This window comes from Micromonospora sp. A200, from assembly GCF_029893845.1.
In the GTDB taxonomy this organism is placed as follows: domain Bacteria; phylum Actinomycetota; class Actinomycetes; order Mycobacteriales; family Micromonosporaceae; genus Micromonospora; species Micromonospora purpureochromogenes.
This window is the reverse complement of sequence record NZ_JARXXY010000004.1, coordinates 218,442-236,429: the sequence shown is the minus strand read 5'-3', so window position 1 is coordinate 236,429 and position 17,988 is coordinate 218,442. Positions and strand designations below refer to the sequence as shown.

The window sequence follows — 17,988 nt, the reverse complement described above, 5'->3', positions numbered from 1 at the left end:
GTCCGCCGCTCAGGCGGTGAAGTCGAGCACCGTCTTGATGTCGCCGCCGGCGTGGGTGTACGCCTCGGCGTACGCCGAGACCGGCACCCGGCGGGTGATCAGCGATTCCAGCCAGGACCGGTCGGCCCGGGCGAGCGCCTCGGCGGCCAGCTCCCAGTGCCGCCGGTTGGCGTTGACCGAACCGAAGACGACGTTGTTCTCCAGCACCAGGTCCCGGTTGAGCGCGCCCGCGTCGAAGTCGATGCTCCGGCCGCCGCTGGAGACGCCGGTCAGGCAGACGATGCCGATCGGCCCGGCCTTGCGCATCGCGTCCAGCAGCACCGGCGGTGCGCCGGTGCACTCGACCACCACGTCCGGTTCGAAGTCCAGCTCGGCCACCGGCACGGTGTGGTACGTCGTGCCGAGCGCTCGGGCCAGCTCCGGCTTCGGGCCGGTGGTGTTCCGGTCGAGGACGTGCACCGCCAGGCCGCGCTGGGTGGCCAGCATCGCGGCTAGCAGGCCGATCGGCCCGGCGCCGGTGATCAGCGCGGTCTGCGGCTTCCACTCGGCGCGGGCACCGATCCGCTCGATGTGGTCCCAGGCCTTCGCCACCACGCTGGTCGGTTCCAGCAGCATCCCGACCGGGGCGAGAGCCGGGTCGAGGCCGACGGCGAACTTCGGTTGGATCCGCCACCTGTCCCGCGCAAAGCCGGGCAGCCCCTTGATCCCGTGCTCGGTGTACTTCCCGTTGCGGCACATGTCCCACTCGTCGACGGCGCAGTTCGGGCAGGGCACCGGGTCGGGGCGGCGGACCACGCCCGCCACCAGGTCGCCCGGGTTCAGGGTGCCCGTCGGGTCCTCCAGCACCCGGCCCAGCGCCTCGTGCCCGAGCACCAGCCGCTCCTGGCCGGGTGGGGCCTCGCCGTACTCGCCCGCGACGATCTCCAGGTCGGTGCCGCAGATGCCGACCGCCATCGCCTCGACCAGGATGGCGCCCTCCTCGGGCGCCGGCTCGGGCCAGTCGTCCACGAGTCGCACCGATTCGGGTACTCCGGGAGTCACAGTGACAGCGCGCACGGTGACCATCTTTCCCCCTCCGGCGTCGACCCGCCGGGTAAAGCGGTGAGATGCCCGCCCGGACGGCCCGACACGGCCGGGCGCCGGCGGCCCTAGGATCAGCGGCATGACTCCGGAAGAGGTCGGCCAGCGGGTGGTCGCGCTGCTCGCGCCGGTCGAGGCCACCGCGTCGGTCTCCGGCGGTCAGTCCCACGCCCGCGCCACCATCGACGTACCCCTTGCGAGCTGGACCGACGCGCTGCGCGCGGCGCGCGACGACGCCGAGCTGGCCTGCGACTTCTTCGACTGGCTCTCGGCGGTCGACGAGCTGGCCGACGGGTTCGACGTGGTGGTCCACCTCTGGTCGACCACCCACCGGCACGGCGTGCTGCTGCGCACCCGGGTGCCCCGCGAGTCGCCGACGGTGGCCTCGGTGGTCGACCTCTGGCCGGGCGCCGCCTGGCACGAGCGGGAGACCCACGAGATGTTCGGCATCGACTTCGCCGGTCACCCCGGGCTGGCCCCGCTGCTGCTGCCGCCGGAGTTCGAAGGGCATCCGCTGCGCAAGGAGTTCGTGCTCGCCTCCCGGGTGGCCAAGCCCTGGCCGGGGGCGAAGGAGCCGGGCGAGTCGGAGGCCGGCGGCGGTCGCCGGCCGATCCGGCCGCCGGGCGTACCCGCGCCGGGGGAGTGGGGCACCACGCCGACGCCCGCCGGGGCCGCCGGAGTGGGCGAGGGGCCGCGCGGTGGCACTCCCGCCCGCCCGGTCCGGGAACGGCCCGCCCGGCCGGCTCCGGGCGCGCGTACCCAAGGCGCCGGGGCGACCGGCGACGGCCCGGCGGCGGCCGGCGAGCCCCCGACCGGCGACCGCCCGGCGCCGCGCGACGAGGAAGGTACGGCCTGATGCCCACCTGGTTGGAGCTGGTGATCCGGGTCGGTGGCGTGCTGGTCGCCTTCCTCACCCTGCCGCTGGTGGTCGGCCAGGCCGAACACAAGGTGATGGCGCACATGCAGGGCCGGCTCGGCCCGATGTACGCGGGCGGCTTCCACGGCTGGGCGCAGCTGGTCGCCGACGGGGTGAAGTTCGTGCAGAAGGAGGACGTCACCCCGCGCGAGGCGGACCGGGCGGTGTTCCGGCTCGCCCCGGTGGTGGCCCTGGTGCCCTACCTGCTGGTCCTGCTGGTCATCCCGCTCGGCCCGGACGACCTGGTCGGGCAGCCGCTGGACATCGGCCTCTTCTTCGTCCTCGCCGTGGTCGGCGTCGGCGTGGTCGCGGTGCTGATGTCGGCCTGGGCCTCGGCCAACAAGTACAGCCTGCTCGGCGGCCTGCGCGGGGCGGCCCAGCTGCTCGGCTACGAGCTGCCGCTGGTGCTCTCCGCCGCCTCGGTGGCGATGGCGGCGGGCACGCTCAGCCTCTCCGGCATCGTCGAGGCGTGGCAGCCCTGGTGGCTGCTCTGGCAGGCGCCCGCGATGTTCGTCTTCTTCGTCGCCGGGCTGGCCGAGATCCGGCGACCCCCGTTCGACATGCCGATCGCCGACTCCGAGCTGGTCTTCGGCTACATGACCGAGTACACCGGCCTGCGCTTCGCCTTCTTCCTGCTCGCCGAGTACGTCGGCATCGTGGTGATCGCCGCGCTGACCACGGTGCTCTTCCTCGGCGGCTGGCAGGGCCCGTTCGCCGACGGTCAGCTCGGCTGGCTCTGGACGCTGCTGAAGGTCTTCGCGGTCTCCTTCGTGATCATCTGGCTCCGGGTCTCGTACCCGCGGCTGCGGGAGGACCAGCTGCAACGCCTCTGCTGGCTGGTGCTGGTGCCGCTCTCCCTGGCCCAGCTGGTCCTCACCGCCGCCGTGCGCGTCGCGCTGTAGCGGCCCGCGCTCAGCGCAGCGGGGTGTGGGCGGGGTCGACCCGCTCGTCGGCCGGCGGGGGTGGCGGCGCGGTGCCGTCGCCGAAGGGCCGCCCGCCGAGTTCCTCCCGGCCGTGCGGGGTGAGCCAGTTGGACAGGTCGGGGCCGAGCGGCGTCACGCCGGTCGGGTTGATGTCCCGGTGCACCTCGTAGTAGTGCCGCTTGATGTGGTCGAAGTCGACCGTGTCGCCGAAGCCGGGGGTCTGGAACAGGTCCCGCGCGTACGCCCACAGCACCGGCATCTCGGTCAGCTTGCTGCGGTTGCACTTGAAGTGGCCGTGGTAGACCGGGTCGAAGCGGGTCAGGGTGGTGAACAGCCGCACGTCCGCCTCGGTGATGGTCTCGCCGACCAGGTAGCGCTGGCCCGCCAGCCGCTCGGTCAGCCAGTCCAGCCGGTCGAAGAGCTGGTGGTACGCCTTCTCGTACGCCTCCTGGCTGCCGGCGAAGCCGCACCGGTACACGCCGTTGTTGACGTCCCGGAACAGCGCCGCGCTCACCTCGTCGATCTCGTCGCGCAGCCGTTCCGGGTAGAGCTGCGGCGCGCCCTCGCGGTGGTACGCCGTCCACTCGGTGGACAGGTCCAGGCTCATCTGCCCGAAGTTGTTGGTGACCACCTGCCCGGTCGGCACGTCCACGATCGCCGGCACGGTGATGCCCCGCTCGTAGCCGGGGAAGCGGGCGAAGTACGCCTCCTGGAGCCGCTCGATGCCGAGCACCGGGTCCCGCCCGCCCGGGTCCAGGTCGAACGTCCAGCTCCGGGCGTCGTGGGTCGGCCCGGCCACCGCCATCGAGATGGCGTCCTCAAGCCCGAGCAGCCGCCGCACGATGATCAGCCGGTTCGCCCAGGGGCAGGCGCGGCTGACCGCGAGCCGGTACCGCCCCGGCTCGACCGGGTAGCCGTCCCGCCCGTCGGCGGTGATCCGCGTGGCGATGTAGCGCTGGTCGCGGGTGAACTCACCGCCCGGCTCGACGTACTTGCCGCCGGTCGTCTCGCCTGCCGCCTCGCCCACTTCGCCCCCTGGAGTCCGTTCGTCGCGTCCCCTCCATCTTTGCCGATCTCGCGCGCCCGGGTCCGGTGACCGTCCGTCTCCGCGGTCGCCCGACCGCATTTCGCCCGGCGCGGCCCCGGCTAGGCTGCCCGGATGATCGATCGGGAGGCGCTGGCGCGGCGGTTCGTCGCCGACGTGTGGAACGGCGGGCGCGAGGAGTCCGCGTACGAGCTGATCGGGGCGGAGTGCCCGGGGCTCGGCGGGGTCGGACCGGAGGCGACGCTGGCCTGGCACCGGGACCGCCGGGCGGCCTTCCCCGACCTGCGCTACAAGATCGTGGACGTGGTGGCTGCCGGCGACCGGGTGGCGGTGCGCTGGCGGGCGGCCGGCACCCAGGCCGGGCAGTTCGGCCCGGTGCCGCCGACCGGGCAGGTGGTCAGCTACTCGGGGGCGACCTTCCTGCGCTTCGACGGCGACGGCCGGATCGTCGACGTGTGGAGCGTCAACGAGCTGTTCCAGCTCCTCCAGCAGCTCGGCGTGGAGGTCCTGCCGCCGGCCTGACCCGCCGGTCCGGCCCGGTGCAGGGGGCAACTCGCGGCCGTCGGGCACAACATCCTGACCAGCGATATGCCTGAGCGGCATAAATATGCCTCTCAGGCATATCGCTCACGAGCACATCCGCCCCCCGGCCGGTGTCACGGTCGGTGTCCGACCACCCGGCATCGCCGCCAACCGAGCGGAGACCGGCAAGCGGCGCGTGCGGAGGTCGGAACGCCACGACCGCCGCGGGGGCGACCCGCAACGGCCCGCGGCCCGCGCCGGCGCCCTTCGCGGGGGACGCCGGCACGGGCCGCGGACGCGCCGGGTCTCAGCCCGGCTTCGACGGGCCTTCCCGGCTCGCGACCGGGACGGCCAGGCACGTGCTGCCCGGCACCAGGCGGAGCAGCATAGATGATCAACAACGTCGGAGACTTCCCGCGCGGAGTCCCGGATCGCGATCACAGCCGGGTGGCGCTCGCGCGCGCCGGGGGCACAGGGCAGGATGAGCGTCATGAGCGAGCGCAGCGGCATTCCCGGCGAAGGGCTGGTGAAGGGGCTGGCGGTCACGCTGAAGACGATGACCAGCCGGTCGACCACCCAGCAGTACCCGGACGTCGCCCCCGAGCTGCCGCCCCGATCCCGGGGCGTGATCGCGTTGCTGGCGGAGAACTGCACGGTCTGCATGCTCTGCGCCCGGGAGTGCCCCGACTGGTGCATCTACATCGACTCCCACAAGGAGGAGGTGGTGGTGGCCGGGGCCGCCCGCCCCCGCCAGCGCAACGTGCTCGACAAGTTCGACATCGACTTCTCGCTCTGCATGTACTGCGGGATCTGTGTCGAGGTCTGCCCGTTCGACGCGCTCTACTGGTCACCCGAGTTCGAGTACGCCGAGTACGACATCAAGGACCTGCTGCACGACAAGGACCACCTCGGCCAGTGGATGGGGACGGTCCCGCCGCCGCCCGCGCACGACCACAACGGTGAGCCGGCCAAGGAGGAGGCCACCGCCGCGCGCAAGGCCGCGGCCCCGACCAGCTCCGCCGCCCGCCCCACCGTGGTACGCCCCGAGTCCGGTCCCGCCGCCGACGGGGGTACGCCCTGATGACCGGTGCGGACGTGCTGCTGCTCGCCCTCGGCGCGGTGGCGGTCGGGGCGGGCGTGCTCGTGGTGAGCACCAAGCACCTGGTGCGGGCCGGCCTCTACCTGGTGGTCTGCCTCGGCGCCCTGGCCGGTGACTACCTGGTGCTCACCGCCGAGCTGGTGGCCTGGGTGCAGGTGCTGATCTACGTGGGCGCGGTGGTGGTGCTGCTGCTGTTCGCGGTGATGCTGACCCGCGCCCCGATCGGCGCCTCCGACGACCTGGACCGCCCCGGCTGGCCGGCCGCGCTGATCGGCGCGGGCAGCGGGCTGGGGCTGGCCGTGCTGCTGGTCGACGCGTTCCGCTGGACCCGGGTCGAGCTGCCGGCGGCGGGCACCGCCGAGCGCCTGGGTGAGCAGGTCTTCCGCTCCTGGGTGCTGCCGTTCGAGGTGCTCTCGGTGCTGCTGCTCGCCGCCCTGGTGGGCGCGATCGTGCTCTCCCGCCCCGACATCGGCCGCCGCCCCGACGAGGGCGGCCGCCGGTGAGACCCGTCATCCCGTACGTCACCGCCGCGCTGCTGTTCGGCCTCGGCGTCTACGGCGTGCTGCGCCGCCGCAACGCGGTGCTGGTGCTGATGGCGGTCGAGCTGATGCTCAACGCCGTCAACCTGATCCTGGTCACCGCCGACACCACGGCGAAGGCCGCCCTGCCGCACGGCGGGCAGGTCTTCGCGCTCTTCGTGATCGTGCTGGCCGCCGCCGAGATCGGCGTGGGCCTGGCGATCGTGCTCCAGCTCTACCGGCTGCGGGCCAGCGTCGCCGTGGACGAGGTACCGCTGACCGAGGCTCCGGCGCTCGTGCCGGCCGAGCGGCTCGCTGCGGGAGCCGGCGTCCCGTCGGGCGGGCACGCCGACCGGCCGGAGGGGGACCGGTGACCGGGCTGCTCGGGGCCGCGCTGCCGGCCGTACCCCTGGTGGCCGGCCTGATCGGGCTGCTGCTGCCACCGTCGCCGCGCGGCGCGGCCACCGGGGAGGACCGGGCCCGGCGGGTCGCGATCGGCCTCGGGGTGGCCGGCGCGGCCGGGGCGCTGCTGATCGCGCTGGTCCTGCTGGCCCGGGTCGGCGACCCGGTCGAGACCTCCGCGACCTGGATCGACCTGGGCGGGCTGCGGGTCACCCTCGGGGTCCGGCTGGACGGCACCGCCGCCCTGGTCGCGGTGGCCGTCGCGGCGGTCGCGCTGGCCGTGCAGGTCTACTCCACCGCCTACCTGAAGCGGGGCCCGCACGACGACGTCGAGGTCGACCACCGCTACCCGCCGTACGCGGCCCAGATCAGCCTCTTCACCGCCGCGATGCTGCTGGTGGTGGTCGCCGGTGACCTGGTCATGCTGCTGGTCGGCTGGGAGGTGATGGGCCTCTGCTCCTACCTGCTGATCGCCCACGACCGGCGGCTGCCCGAGGCGCCGGTCGCCGCGATGAAGGCGTTCCTGGTCACCCGGGTGGGCGACGTCGGCTTCCTGCTCGGCATCGCGCTGCTCGGCGTCTCTGCGGGCAGTTTCCGGATCGCCGACGTGCTCGCCCACGACCACGCCACCGGCACCCTCACCGCCGCCTGCCTGCTGCTGCTGGCCGGGGTGGCCGGCAAGAGCGCGCAGTTCCCGCTGCACACCTGGCTGCCGGACGCGATGGCCGGCCCGACCCCGATCTCCGCGCTGATCCACGCGGCCACCATGGTCGCCGCCGGCGTGTACGCGGTGGCCCGGCTCTACCCCCTGTTCGAGGCGACCCCGGCCGCGCTGGCCGTGCTCGGGGTGATGGCCTCGATCACCCTGCTGCTCGGTGCCCTCGCGGCCACCGCCCAGGACGACCTCAAGCGGGTGCTCGCCTGGTCGACGGTCTCCCAGATCGGCTACATGACCGGGGCGCTCGCCGTCGGCGCGCCGGCCGCCGCGCTGTTCCACCTGCTCACCCACGCCGCCTTCAAGGCGCTGCTCTTCCTCGCCGCCGGTGCGGTGATCCACGCCGTCGGCAGCACACTGATGTCCCGGATGGGCGGCCTGCGCCGGGACATGCCGGTGACCTTCTGGTGCACGCTGATCGGGCTCGGCGCGCTGGCCGGGGTGCCGCCGCTGTCCGGGTTCTGGAGCAAGGACGGCGTGCTCGCCGTCGCCGAGGCCGCCGCCCTGGACGGCACCGGCCCCGCGCCGGCCTGGGTCGGCTGGTTGGTCTGGCTGGCCGGGCTGCTCGGCGTCGTGATCACCGCCTGGTACGCCACCCGGCTGCTGCTGCGCACGTTCCACGGTGAGCCCCGGATGCCGCTGCTGCGCCCGCACGACCCGCCGGCCGCGATGCGCTGGCCGGTGCTGCTGCTCGCGGTCCCGGCCGCGCTGCTCGGCCTGGCCGCCTTCCTGCCCCCGTTCGCCGACCGGGTGCTCGCCCCGGCGACCGGGGTCGAAGCCGACGTCGAACTGGTCCACCTCGGCGTGGCGCTGCTGCTGCCGACCGCGTTGCTGCTGCTCGGGGCCGGGCTGGCCTGGGCCGGCTGGCGCCGGGACCCGGCCACTGACCCGGCCCGCGCGCTGGGCCCGCTGCGGCCGGTCTTCGCCCGGGCGTTCCGGCTCGACGACGTCCAGCACGCCCTCGTCGTACGCCCGGCGAGAGCGCTCGCCCGCCTCGCGCGTACCGGCGACGAGGTGGGGGTGGACGGCCTGGTCGAGGGGAGCGGCCGGGGCGCGTCCGGCCTCGGCGGTGGCCTGGCCGCGCTGCACCGGGCGGCGCTGCCCCGCGCGGCGGCGGCGGTGCTGGCCGGCGCGCTGCTGATCGGGGTGGCCACCGTCCTGATCGGAGGACTGCCGTGAGTCTCGGAGAGTTCCTGTTGGTCGCGGTGCTGGCCCTGCCGGCGGTCGGGGCGGTCCTCGTCGCCGTGACGCCCCGGGAGCGGGTGGCCCGGCTGGTCGGCACGGCGGTGGCCGCGTTGACCCTGGTCGGCGCGGTGCTGCTGGTGTTCGGCGACCACGGGTGGTTCGGCTACGGCCCGGCGCCAGCGGTGCAGCCGTGGCACCAGCTCGACCTGCCCTGGGTACCCGGCCTGGACCTGCGCTTCCACCTCGGGGTGGACGGGATCTCCTGGCCGCTGGTGGTGCTCACCGCCCTGCTCACCCTGCTCTGCTGCGGCTACACCCTCTGGCGGGTGCCGGCCGGCGGGAGCGGGCGGGCGCTGGTGGCGCTGCTGCTGGTGGTCGAGGTGGGCATCCTCGGCACCTTCCTCGCCGTCGACCTGGTGCTCTTCTTCGCGTTCTTCGAGGTCGTCCTGCTCCCCATGTACGCGATCATTGCGGGCTGGGGCGGCGCGGACCGCCGCCGGGCGGCGCGCAAGTTCGCCCTCTACACGCTCCTCGGCTCGGTGCTGCTGCTGGTCGGTGTCTACGTGGTGGTCGCCGCCGCCGGCACCGCCGACATCGTCGCGCTCACCGGTGGGGCCGGGCTGTCCCGGGGCACCCAGCTGGCGGCGTTCACCCTGCTGGGGCTCGCCTTCGCGGTGAAGGCCCCGCTCTGGCCGCTGCACTCCTGGCTGCCCGACGCGCACACCCAGGCGCCGACCGTCGGCAGCGTGATCCTCGCCGGGGTGCTGCTCAAGATGGGTACGTACGGCCTGATCCGGGTCGCGGTCGGGGTTGCCCCCGAGGGCGCCCGCTGGGCCGCCCCGGTGCTCGGCGTGCTGGCCGTCGCGGCGATCCTGATCGGATCGCTGGTCTGCCTCGCGCAGGACGAGCTGAAGCGGCTGATCGCGTACTCCAGCGTCGGTCACATGGGGTTCGTGCTGCTCGGGGTGGCCACGCTGACCGCCACCGGCATCCAGGCGGCCCTGATCGGCAACATCGCGCACGGGGTGATCACCGGCCTGCTCTTCTTCCTCGCCGGGGCGGTCAAGGACCGTACGCACACGGGCGCGCTCGCCGAACTCTCCGGGCTGCGGGAGACCGCGCCCCGGCTCGCCGGGCTGCTCGGCTTCGCCGCGGTGGCCTCGCTCGGCCTGCCCGGGCTGGCCGGCTTCTGGGGTGAGGCGTTCGCCGTGTTCGCCGCCGTCCGGCGGGGCGGGCCGCTCTGGACCACGCTGGCCGTGCTGGCCGCGGTGGGCGGGGCGCTCACCGCCGCGTACTTCCTGCGGCTGCTGCGGCAGGTCACCCACGGGCGACCCAGCCCGGCGGTGGGCCGGCTCGCGCCCGGGCTGGCCGGGGCCGAGTTGACCGCCTGGGCGCCCCTGGTGCTGCTCGCCCTCGCGGTCGGCCTGGCGCCCACACTGGTGCTCGGCCTCGCCACCGGTCCGGTAGACGCCCTGGTGGGAGTGCTCCGGTGACCGCGCGGACCGCCCCGGTCGCGCTCGTCGGCGGCACGGCGGGTACGGGCGGCACGGCGGGACCGCGCGGTCGTGGGCGGAAGTGGACCGGCGAGCGTCGGACGTGCGGCGTGACGGTCGCGGTCGGAGGCGGCCGGGTGGCCGGGCGGCGGGAGTGGGCGGCATGAGTCTCGTGCAGAGCGTGGACAACGTGGCGCTGCTGCCGGCGTACCTGGCCGCCGGCACCGCCGTACTCGTGCTCCTGGCCGACCTGCTGGTGGCCCGGCACGGCGCGACGGTGGCCGTGGCCGCCGCGGGCGCCGTCGCCACCGCCGCCGGCGCGGCGCTGGTCGGCGCGGGAGAGACCCGGCGGACCTTCTGCGTCGGCGCCGACTGCTCCTGGGTCCTGGACGGCCGGGCGGCCCTGGTCGCCGTCGTCTTCGCCCTGCTCACCCTCGGGGTGCTCGGGCTCTCCGGGCCGCTGCTGCGCGGCGGGCCGACGCCGCCGGGGGAGTTCTGCTTCCTGCTCGCCTGCTCGATGACCGGTGGCGTGGTGCTCGGCGCCGCCGGCGACCTGATCACCCTGATCGTCGCGCTGGAGACCCTCACCCTGCCGCTGTACGTGCTGGTCGGCCTGCGCCGGGGCAGCCTGGCCAGCGCCGAGGCGGCCGTCACCTTCTTCGTGGTCAGCGTGGTCGCGACCACCCTGACCCTGCTCGGCGCGGCGCTGCTCTACGCGGTCACCGGCGGGCTGCACCTGGACCGGCTGGGCGCCATCCTCAACGACCGCCCGGAGCTGCTCGACCTGCCGCTGGCCACCGCCGCCGTCGCGCTGGTGGTACTCGGCCTGGCGTTCAAGGTGGCGGCGGTGCCGTTCCACGCCTGGGCGCCGGCCACCTACGACGGCGCGCCGCTGCCGGTGGCCGCGTACCTCTCCACCGCCTCCAAGCTCGGCGGGGTGGTGGCCCTGCTCGCCGTGGTGCAGCGCGCGCTGCCGGCCGACGTCACCGGCCCGGCGCTCGCCCTGCTCGCCGTGCTGACCATGACGGTCGGCAACCTGGTGGCGCTGCGCCAGCGGCGTACGGTCCGGCTGCTCGCCTGGTCGTCGGTGGCTCAGGCCGGCTACATCCTGGCCCCGCTGGGCGCGTTGGCGCTGGCCGCCGGGCGCACCGACGAGGCCCGGGCGGACGCGTACGCCGCCGCGGTCGCGTACGCGGTCTTCTTCGTGCTGCTGGAGCTGGCGGCCTTCGCGGCGCTGGTGGCGTTGCGCCCGGCCGGCGCGGACGGCGGCACCGTCGACGACCTGCGTGGGGCGGCCCGCCGGCAGCCGTGGGTGGCGGCGGCCCTCGCGCTGGCGCTGATCGGCCTGGCCGGCCTGCCGCCGGGGCTGGCCGGTCTCTTCGCCAAGGTCACCGTGGTCCGGTCGCTGCTGACCGGCGGCGCCGGCTGGCTGGCCCTGGTGGTGGCGGTCAACGCGGTGATCGGGCTCGCCTACTACCTGCGCCTCGCCGCCACCCTGTACGCCGGCGACGCCCGGGACGACCGTTCCGGCGAGGAAGGCGGGGTGCCGGCTGTCGGCGGTCGGGTGGCCTGGACGGTGACCACCGCGCTGGCCCTGGCCACCGCGCTGGCCGTGGTGGTCGGCTTCGCCCCGCAGCTCGTCCTCGACCTGGCCGCTCGCTGATCCCTTCTCCTGCCTACCGGGCCTCGCCGCCCCCTTCGCCCCCGCCACACCCGTCGCGACCTCGCCGGCACCCTTTCGCCACCGCCCGCACAGTTTCGACTCGCTCGCAGCGCGCCCACAGCGACCTCCAGCCAACTCACAGTCATGAGCAGGATGGTTGACGGGTACCGGTGACGTTGGACCGGTCAGCGGGTCCCGCGTGGCCCGCGCACCGAAGGAGCGATCGTGCATCACAACCGTCTGAAGACCGCAGCGCTGCTCGGCCTGTTGACCTCGCTGATCCTCGCGGTCGGCTACTGGTTCGGCGGCAGCGGCGGCCTCGTCATCGCCGTCGTCGTCTCGTTGCTGATGAACGGTGTGTCCTACTTCTTCTCGGACAAGCTGGCGCTGCGCTCGATGCGGGCGCAACCGGTCAGCGAGGCCGAATTCCCCGAGCTGTACCGGATGGTCCGTGAGCTGGCCACCGAGGCGCGGCAGCAGATGCCCCGCCTGTACGTCAGCCCGACCTCGCAGCCCAACGCGTTCGCGACCGGGCGCAACCCGGCCCACGCGGCGGTCTGCGTCACCCAGGGGATCACCGAGATCCTGGACTACCGGGAGCTGCGCGGGGTGATCGGCCACGAGCTGTCGCACGTCTACAACCGGGACATCCTCATCTCCAGCGTGGCGGCCGGCCTGGCCGGCATCATCACCGCGCTGGCCAACATCGCCTGGTTCATCCCGCTGGGTGGTGGCGACGACGAGGACGCCCCGAACCCGGTCGTGCTGCTGCTCACCCTGATCCTCGGCCCGATCGCGGCCACCGTGATCCAGCTGGCGATCAGCCGGAGCCGGGAGTTCCAGGCGGACGCCTCCGGCGCCCAGCTCACCCGGGACCCGCTGGCCCTGGCCAGCGCCCTCAAGAAGATCCACATGGGTACCCAGAAGCGTCCGCTGCCCGCGCAGGGTCAGCTGACCAGCACCGCCCACCTGATGATCGACAACCCGTTCAAGCGGGGCGGCGGCATCGCCGCGCTCTTCTCCACCCACCCCCGGATGGAGGAGCGGGTCGCCCGGCTGGAGCAGTTGGCTGCCAACAGCGGCCCGGTGCAGTTCCAGCGCTGACGTACGACACCCGCGCCCGCGTCCGGTTCGCCGGCCGCGGGCGCGGTCGTGTCCGTGGGCACTAACCGTTTCCCTCGCGGTGAGACCGGCGTTAGGGTCGAAACGTCTCTCACCCATTACACCTCTGGAGGTCGACCGTGGCCGCACTGCGCCAGTACCTGGGCGTCTGGCGGATCCCCGGCGCGCCGATGCTGCTGGTCTTCGGCATCATCGGCCGGCTCGGGATCGGCATGACGCCACTGGCGCTGCTGCTGGTGGTGGAGCAGGTGACCGGGCGATACTCGCTCGCCGCGGTCGCCGGAGGCGTCTACGCCCTCTCCGGCGCCGCGCTCAGCCCCGTCGCCGGCCGGGTCGCCGACCGGATCGGTCCCACCCGGGTGCTGCTGGCCACCGCCGTCGCCCACCCGCTGGCGCTCTTCGGCCTGCTCTGGGCGAGCCGCGCTGAGGCCGGCGGCCTCGGCCTGATCTACCTGGCCGCGGGGATCGCCGGTGCGACCTACCCGCCGCTGACCGCCGCGATCCGGGGTGCCTGGAACGACCTCACCGGCCCGAACTCCGGGCGGTACCACCTGCGCAACACCGCGCTGGCCGCCGAGACCTCGCTCTTCGAGGTCGTCTTCGTGCTCGGCCCGCTGCTGGTGGCCGGCTTCGTGCTCGTCGCCGACGCCGCTGCCGCGCTGGTCGGCGCCGCCCTGGTCACCCTGGTCGGCACGGCGGCCGTGGCGCTGGGGAGGGTGATGCGCGGCTGGCAGCCGCACCCGCGCGAGCACCACGCCAGGGGCCTGGGCCCGCTGCGGGTGGGCGGCTTCCCCGCGCTGCTGGTCTGCGTCGCCAGCCTCGGCATCGCGTTCGGCGCGGCCGGGGTGATCGTGCCGGCCTTCGCCGGTGACCAGCCCACCGCCGACCCGGAGAGCCTCGCCGGCATCCTGCTCGCCGTCTGGGGTGTCGGCAGCGCCGCCGGGGGTTTCTGGTTCGGCGTACGCAAGCCGTCGGCGAACATGACCCGCCAGTTCGCCTGGCTTCTCGGCGCGGTGGCCGCCAGCTTCGCCGTCTTCGCGGTGATGCCCGGCCCGGCGGCGCTGGGTGTCGCGTTGGTGGTCGGTGGCGCCACCATCGCGCCGGCGCTCACCCTGGAGAACACCCTGGTCGGGCGGATCGCCCCGCCCGGCATGCTGAACGAGGCGTACACCTGGGTGGTGACCATGTCGGTCGCGGCGAGCGCCGCCGGCGGCGCGGTGGCCGGGCTGATCGTCGACCACGCCGGCGGCGTGCCGTGGGCGTTCCTCTTCGCCGGGGCCGCTGTGGCCGTCGGGGCCGCGGTGGCCGCGATGCCCGCCGGGCCGATCGCCCGGGCCGAGACGACAGCGGTACGCGCCGAGCAGCCCAGCCTGGTCTGACCGGCCCCCTGGCCCGGAAAGCGGCGTCGCGGCCGTTCCCCCGAGGAACGGCCGCGACGGTCTGCATTCCCCTGATCGGGGTACAGCGTCGGAATGTTTCTCTTCTTCTCGAACCGGGTGGGATGCCTCGGCTCCCTGTTGATCAGCGCGATCCTGACCGTGGTGCTGTTGCTGATCTTCTCGCGCTGAACAACCCGGCGTTGGTGCTAGCCAGGTGGTGACGGTGGCTCGAGTGGACGTCCTTTCGCGCGGGCCGCGTCGGCGATGGCGACCCCGGCCAGGACTGCGGTCGCGGCGAGGGCGGCTAGCAGCGGCGACACGAACAGCATCGCCGGTGTCAGGGCGGCCAGCACGAGCACGCCGATCGGCCGATCCAGGGACACGCGGCTGAATACCGCGTACTCGAAGCCGGCGCGCCCGGCCAGGAACAGCACGGGTCCGCCGAGGATGACGGCGACCCAGGCCGGCTGCGGGTGTCCGAGTGGATGGGCGATGACGAGTTCGACGCCGACGGAGGTGACGACGACGCCGGCCACCATGATCGGCTGGGAGTATGTCGCCGAGAAGGCGACGCGGGTCGGGTCCGGAGCGCCTCGGCCAACAGTTCCCCGGCCGACGTGGTCCCCCGCCTCACCCATCGATCATCGCACGTTCCATGGCTGGTCAGGTCCGGCGAAAGCAGCCAAGCGAGCAGACGGAACCTGCGCCCGCGGCGAGCGCAGCGACAGCGCCGTGAACATGCGGATGGGTTCGAGTGGAGCGCCAGCAACTACCGTTGGCCGTCTGGCGACAGGTGGGGCGCCATGTAGCGGATCAGGGGTCCGTGTGGATCGCGATAGTCAAGAACGATGTCCGGTTCACCGCCGGTCGATGAGGTTGGTTCGCTTGTTCCCTGGTGGCTGACGTCGCCACTGTCGTGCGTGGGGATGCCGGCCGTCACGCTGATGTTCACGTGCCGCACGCCACGGTCTGTCTCCATAGCGAGTCCGCTCACGATGACGACAACGGGCCAACCCTCTTCGTGCCGCTCCGGCAGCAGGCCGCTGCCGTCATCCAGGTCCGGTTCGGTCAGGCAGCGGCAGATCCGGCCACGGGCGTGCAGTGCCTGCGCCAGGTGATCAACCAGGGCCCGGTGGGTATCGGGACAGGACACGGCCACTCGGAAGCCTTTGCCGATCGACGCTGCCGCGATCGCGTCGGCAATCGTTGCCAGCGCTGTCCGCTCGCGCGCGACCACGGAAAGATCAGGCACGTCGCGCCATTCACTGAGGCTTGACTCCACCTCCTGTAGGCGTGACGAGCCTGGGTGCGTGTTACATGGGTCTGCGTGGGCGGGCAGACTACGCCCTGACGAAGCCGGCGGCAGAGTTGGTTGCACACGCCGTCGACGGGGCTCACGTCCAGGCGGTCGTCAGGCCGCACGGTGGGACGGCCACTGCGGAGGATCTAGTGGTCGTCCTTTTCCTCGTCCTTCTCCTCGTCTTCCTTCTCGTCGTCCTTCTTTTCGTCGTCCTTACCCTCACTTGGGGGCGGGACGGGCCGGACGGTCTGGCCGGCGACGGAGAAATTCGACCGGCAGACGGTCCCGTTGATCGTGAAGGTGGCGGGAAGGGAGTTCACCGCTTGGTAAGTCCCGTCCAAGCGAGCGGTGAAGGACTTCTTCGCAGGCAGTGCATCGCCCCGCACCTCCACCGAACGGCCCTTCTGTTTCCATGCACCTGGAGAGCCGCGCAGAAGCCGCTGCTCGCCTGGAAGGTCGAAGGTCAGCCGCCAGGTGTTGATGGTTGTGGTTCCGGTGTTGGAGATGCTGACAGTGCTGGAGAAACGGCCGTTGACGGCCCGCCGGACGGTGTACTGGACACTGCACTCTGGTTTACGCTCGCCCATTCCGGCGACGGCACTGGGCGTGCCAACCAGGGCCTCATCCTCTCCCTGACCTGCTGTGTGATTCAGCCAAGCGGCAGCGAATACGCCCGGGAACAGCAGGGCGGCAGCGCCAGTGGCCGCGACCTGGCGACGTCTGCTCGGCAACAGTTGTCGCCAGCGGGCTACAAGCTGCGCGTACGGGCCTGGTGTCAGCAGCCCAATCCCGATCTTGGTCAGGTTGCCGGCACCGCCGGTCGTCCGGCCCGGTACAGCGACCTTCGTCGGACCTGCCTTGGCCCTGGCCTCCTGTTGGGGCAGCACGAGCGTGGCGGCCGAGAGCCCAGCAACGTCGCTGAGGACCATGGCAACCTCGGCCGCGTTTGGCCGCTGGCCAGGCTCCTTGCCAAGGCACCGCCGACACAACTCCGTCACCTCGGGCGGGAGTTCCTCGATGGGCGGCAAGGCGGCTGGCTCCTGATACCGGTGCGCGACCAGCATCTGGGTGGTGCTGGAGGCGTGCCACGGCAGAGTCCCGGCCAGTGCCCGATAGAGCAACAGACCCAGCGCATACACGTCCGTCGCCGGCTGCACCAACCCTTTCTGCAGCCGTTCGGGAGCTAGGTAGGCCGGTGTACCGAGCAGCGGTCCGGCCGAACCATCCGCGTCGCCGGAAGCGGCCGAGACCCCGAAGTCCACCAACTTGGCCCCTGCCGCGGTCACCATCACGTTGCCGGGTTTGACATCACGATGAACGACGCCGCGGTCATGGGCCGCCGCCAGCGCGGCGGCGACCTGGGCGCAGATCAGCACAGCCAGTCGCCACGGCAGCGCACCGCCGGTCAGCAGTTGTGCCAGCGAGCGGCCTTCAACGACCTCCATGACGACATAGGGCAGCCGACGCCCGGCGCCGTCGGCCGCCTCGCCGTAGTCGTAGACCTCCACGATGTTCGGGTGGCGCAACCGCGCCGCCGAACGAGCTTCCAGCCGGACACGCTGCAGTAGTTGCGGGTCGGCGGCCAGCTCCGGCGAGAGCATCTTGACCGCGACGTCTCGTCCGAGCACCTCGTCGTGGGCCCGCCAGACGACCGACATGCCGCCCGCGCCCAGGCGGTCCACCAGCCGGTACCGGCCGTTGAGCAGATGCCCGCTCTCCATAACGGTAGCGGTGCCCAGGCGGGCACCGGACGAAACAGTGACCCGACGTGTCCGTGCGGCGCCGGCTCGACCAGCAGGACGGATCAGCGGCTCGGCAGGACTCGCACGAGTTGTGCCAGCCCAGCGGCGAGAGTCTGGTAACCGGCCTCGGAGATCTTGTTTTCCTTCCGCAGGTCGGCGACCTTTTCGCCGAACTCAGCCAGCTTTTCCCGGGCCTTGTCCTCCTCTCCGGCAGCCTGCTTTTCGGCGGCTTCCCGCAGTCGCTTTGTCAGCTCCTGAGCGGCCTTCGAAGTCAACTGCCCGTTCTGAGCGAGCCCCACAACAGTGCTGCGCAGCCCTGCGATGAGCTGGGTGGCGTTCAGGCTTGGGCGGGGGGACGGCTTCACCGTTGGTGAGGCTGACGGAGACTCTGACGGCTCCTCGGCCATCGCCGCTTCAGCAGCCTCCGGTGCAACGTCCCCGCTGGCCACACGGACCCCCGGCCCGGCTGCGGACGGTTCAGGATCGCCGCCCGTGAACGTCACCACCATGGCCGCAAGGAGCACCGCGACCAGAGCACCAGCCACAGCCGCCCACATGAACCACCGCGTCGCGTCGGGCTCGGCCCGCCGGTGTCCGCCCCTCCGCACCATCGGCATCGTGCGGGTCGCCGAGTCCGGGCCGGGAGCGGTAGGGGTGGCAGGAAAGTGGGAAGTCACGCCAGAGCCCCCGCGGACATCCGGGCGACGAGGTTCAACGGTGTGTGGCTTCATCGGCTCACCAGCACCACGCCGAGAGCAATGGATCCGACCACCAGGATGATTCCCCCAAACATGGCATACGACCACCACGGATCCGAGCGCCTCGACAGAACGGGGACAGGGCGAGTCGGCGAGTTCCATCCGTGAGAGGTCGAGGGCGTGGCA

17 protein-coding genes are annotated in these 17,988 nt (G+C 73.0%); 11 read left to right on the top strand and 6 right to left on the bottom strand.

All coding sequences use genetic code 11. From position 1 onward, the window contains the following. Window positions 1-9: 9 nt before the first annotated feature. Window positions 10-1,056: a glucose 1-dehydrogenase gene (locus tag M2302_RS06325; protein ID WP_280836993.1), complete on the bottom strand. Its 1,047-nt coding sequence runs from the start codon at window positions 1,054-1,056 to the stop codon at window positions 10-12. 106 nt (window positions 1,057-1,162) lie between these two features. Here M2302_RS06325 and M2302_RS06320 point away from each other — a divergent pair, with 106 nt between their 5' ends. Next, window positions 1,163-1,936, top strand: a complete 774-nt coding sequence (locus M2302_RS06320; RefSeq protein ID WP_280836992.1) for an NADH-quinone oxidoreductase subunit C — start codon at window positions 1,163-1,165, stop codon at window positions 1,934-1,936. After that, the gene (gene nuoH, locus M2302_RS06315; RefSeq protein WP_088960216.1) at window positions 1,936-2,898 is read left to right on the top strand and encodes an NADH-quinone oxidoreductase subunit NuoH; all 963 of its coding nucleotides are present in this window, start codon (window positions 1,936-1,938) and stop codon (window positions 2,896-2,898) included. Before M2302_RS06320 ends, nuoH begins: the two co-directional genes overlap by 1 nt. 10 nt (window positions 2,899-2,908) lie before the next feature. Here the strand turns inward: nuoH and M2302_RS06310 are convergent, their stop codons facing one another. Next, window positions 2,909-3,946 (bottom strand): glutathione S-transferase C-terminal domain-containing protein, encoded by a 1,038-nt coding sequence (locus tag M2302_RS06310; protein ID WP_280836991.1) that lies wholly within the window; start codon window positions 3,944-3,946, stop codon window positions 2,909-2,911. Between the two features lie 132 nt (window positions 3,947-4,078). Between M2302_RS06310 and M2302_RS06305 the strand changes: the two genes are divergently transcribed. The 9 genes from M2302_RS06305 to M2302_RS06265 all read left to right on the top strand — a co-directional run bounded on the left by M2302_RS06305 (window position 4,079) and on the right by M2302_RS06265 (window position 14,062). Further along, window positions 4,079-4,486, top strand: coding sequence for an ester cyclase (locus M2302_RS06305; protein ID WP_280836990.1), 408 nt, complete (start codon window positions 4,079-4,081; stop codon window positions 4,484-4,486). A gap of 490 nt (window positions 4,487-4,976) precedes the next feature. Further along, window positions 4,977-5,567, top strand: a complete 591-nt coding sequence (locus tag M2302_RS06300; RefSeq protein ID WP_280836989.1) for an NADH-quinone oxidoreductase subunit I — start codon at window positions 4,977-4,979, stop codon at window positions 5,565-5,567. Beyond that, window positions 5,567-6,088, top strand: a complete 522-nt coding sequence (locus tag M2302_RS06295; RefSeq protein ID WP_280836988.1) for an NADH-quinone oxidoreductase subunit J — start codon at window positions 5,567-5,569, stop codon at window positions 6,086-6,088. Before M2302_RS06300 ends, M2302_RS06295 begins: the two co-directional genes overlap by 1 nt. After that, window positions 6,085-6,477 (top strand): NADH-quinone oxidoreductase subunit NuoK, encoded by a 393-nt coding sequence (gene nuoK, locus M2302_RS06290; RefSeq protein WP_280836987.1) that lies wholly within the window; start codon window positions 6,085-6,087, stop codon window positions 6,475-6,477. The genes M2302_RS06295 and nuoK overlap by 4 nt, the downstream gene beginning before the upstream one ends. Beyond that, complete coding sequence (locus M2302_RS06285) at window positions 6,474-8,399, top strand: NADH-quinone oxidoreductase subunit L (RefSeq protein WP_280836986.1); 1,926 nt, start codon at window positions 6,474-6,476, stop codon at window positions 8,397-8,399. The genes nuoK and M2302_RS06285 overlap by 4 nt, the downstream gene beginning before the upstream one ends. Further along, window positions 8,396-9,898, top strand: coding sequence for an NADH-quinone oxidoreductase subunit M (locus tag M2302_RS06280; RefSeq protein ID WP_280836985.1), 1,503 nt, complete (start codon window positions 8,396-8,398; stop codon window positions 9,896-9,898). The genes M2302_RS06285 and M2302_RS06280 overlap by 4 nt, the downstream gene beginning before the upstream one ends. A gap of 163 nt (window positions 9,899-10,061) precedes the next feature. Next, window positions 10,062-11,561 (top strand): NADH-quinone oxidoreductase subunit N, encoded by a 1,500-nt coding sequence (locus M2302_RS06275; RefSeq protein WP_280836984.1) that lies wholly within the window; start codon window positions 10,062-10,064, stop codon window positions 11,559-11,561. 225 nt (window positions 11,562-11,786) lie between these two features. Continuing rightward, a complete protein-coding gene (htpX, locus tag M2302_RS06270; protein WP_280836983.1) occupies window positions 11,787-12,665 on the top strand; it encodes a zinc metalloprotease HtpX in 879 nt (292 codons plus the stop codon). 137 nt (window positions 12,666-12,802) lie between these two features. Further along, complete coding sequence (locus M2302_RS06265; protein ID WP_280836982.1) at window positions 12,803-14,062, top strand: MFS transporter; 1,260 nt, start codon at window positions 12,803-12,805, stop codon at window positions 14,060-14,062. A 206-nt stretch (window positions 14,063-14,268) separates the two neighbouring features. Here M2302_RS06265 and M2302_RS06260 read toward each other — a convergent pair whose 3' ends face one another. The 4 genes from M2302_RS06260 to M2302_RS06245 form a co-directional block, all read right to left on the bottom strand. Continuing rightward, entirely contained in the window at window positions 14,269-14,700 is a 432-nt protein-coding gene (locus M2302_RS06260; RefSeq protein WP_280836981.1) for a low temperature requirement protein A, read from the bottom strand. Window positions 14,701-14,831: 131 nt separating this feature from the next. Beyond that, a complete protein-coding gene (locus M2302_RS06255; protein WP_280836980.1) occupies window positions 14,832-15,344 on the bottom strand; it encodes a hypothetical protein in 513 nt (170 codons plus the stop codon). Window positions 15,345-15,508: 164 nt separating this feature from the next. Continuing rightward, window positions 15,509-17,083, bottom strand: a complete 1,575-nt coding sequence (locus tag M2302_RS06250; protein WP_280836979.1) for a serine/threonine-protein kinase — start codon at window positions 17,081-17,083, stop codon at window positions 15,509-15,511. A gap of 83 nt (window positions 17,084-17,166) precedes the next feature. Next, window positions 17,167-17,649 carry a hypothetical protein gene (locus tag M2302_RS06245; RefSeq protein WP_280836978.1) on the bottom strand — a complete coding sequence of 161 codons (483 nt, stop codon included), beginning with the start codon at window positions 17,647-17,649 and terminating at the stop codon, window positions 17,167-17,169. Window positions 17,650-17,988 lie beyond the last annotated feature (339 nt).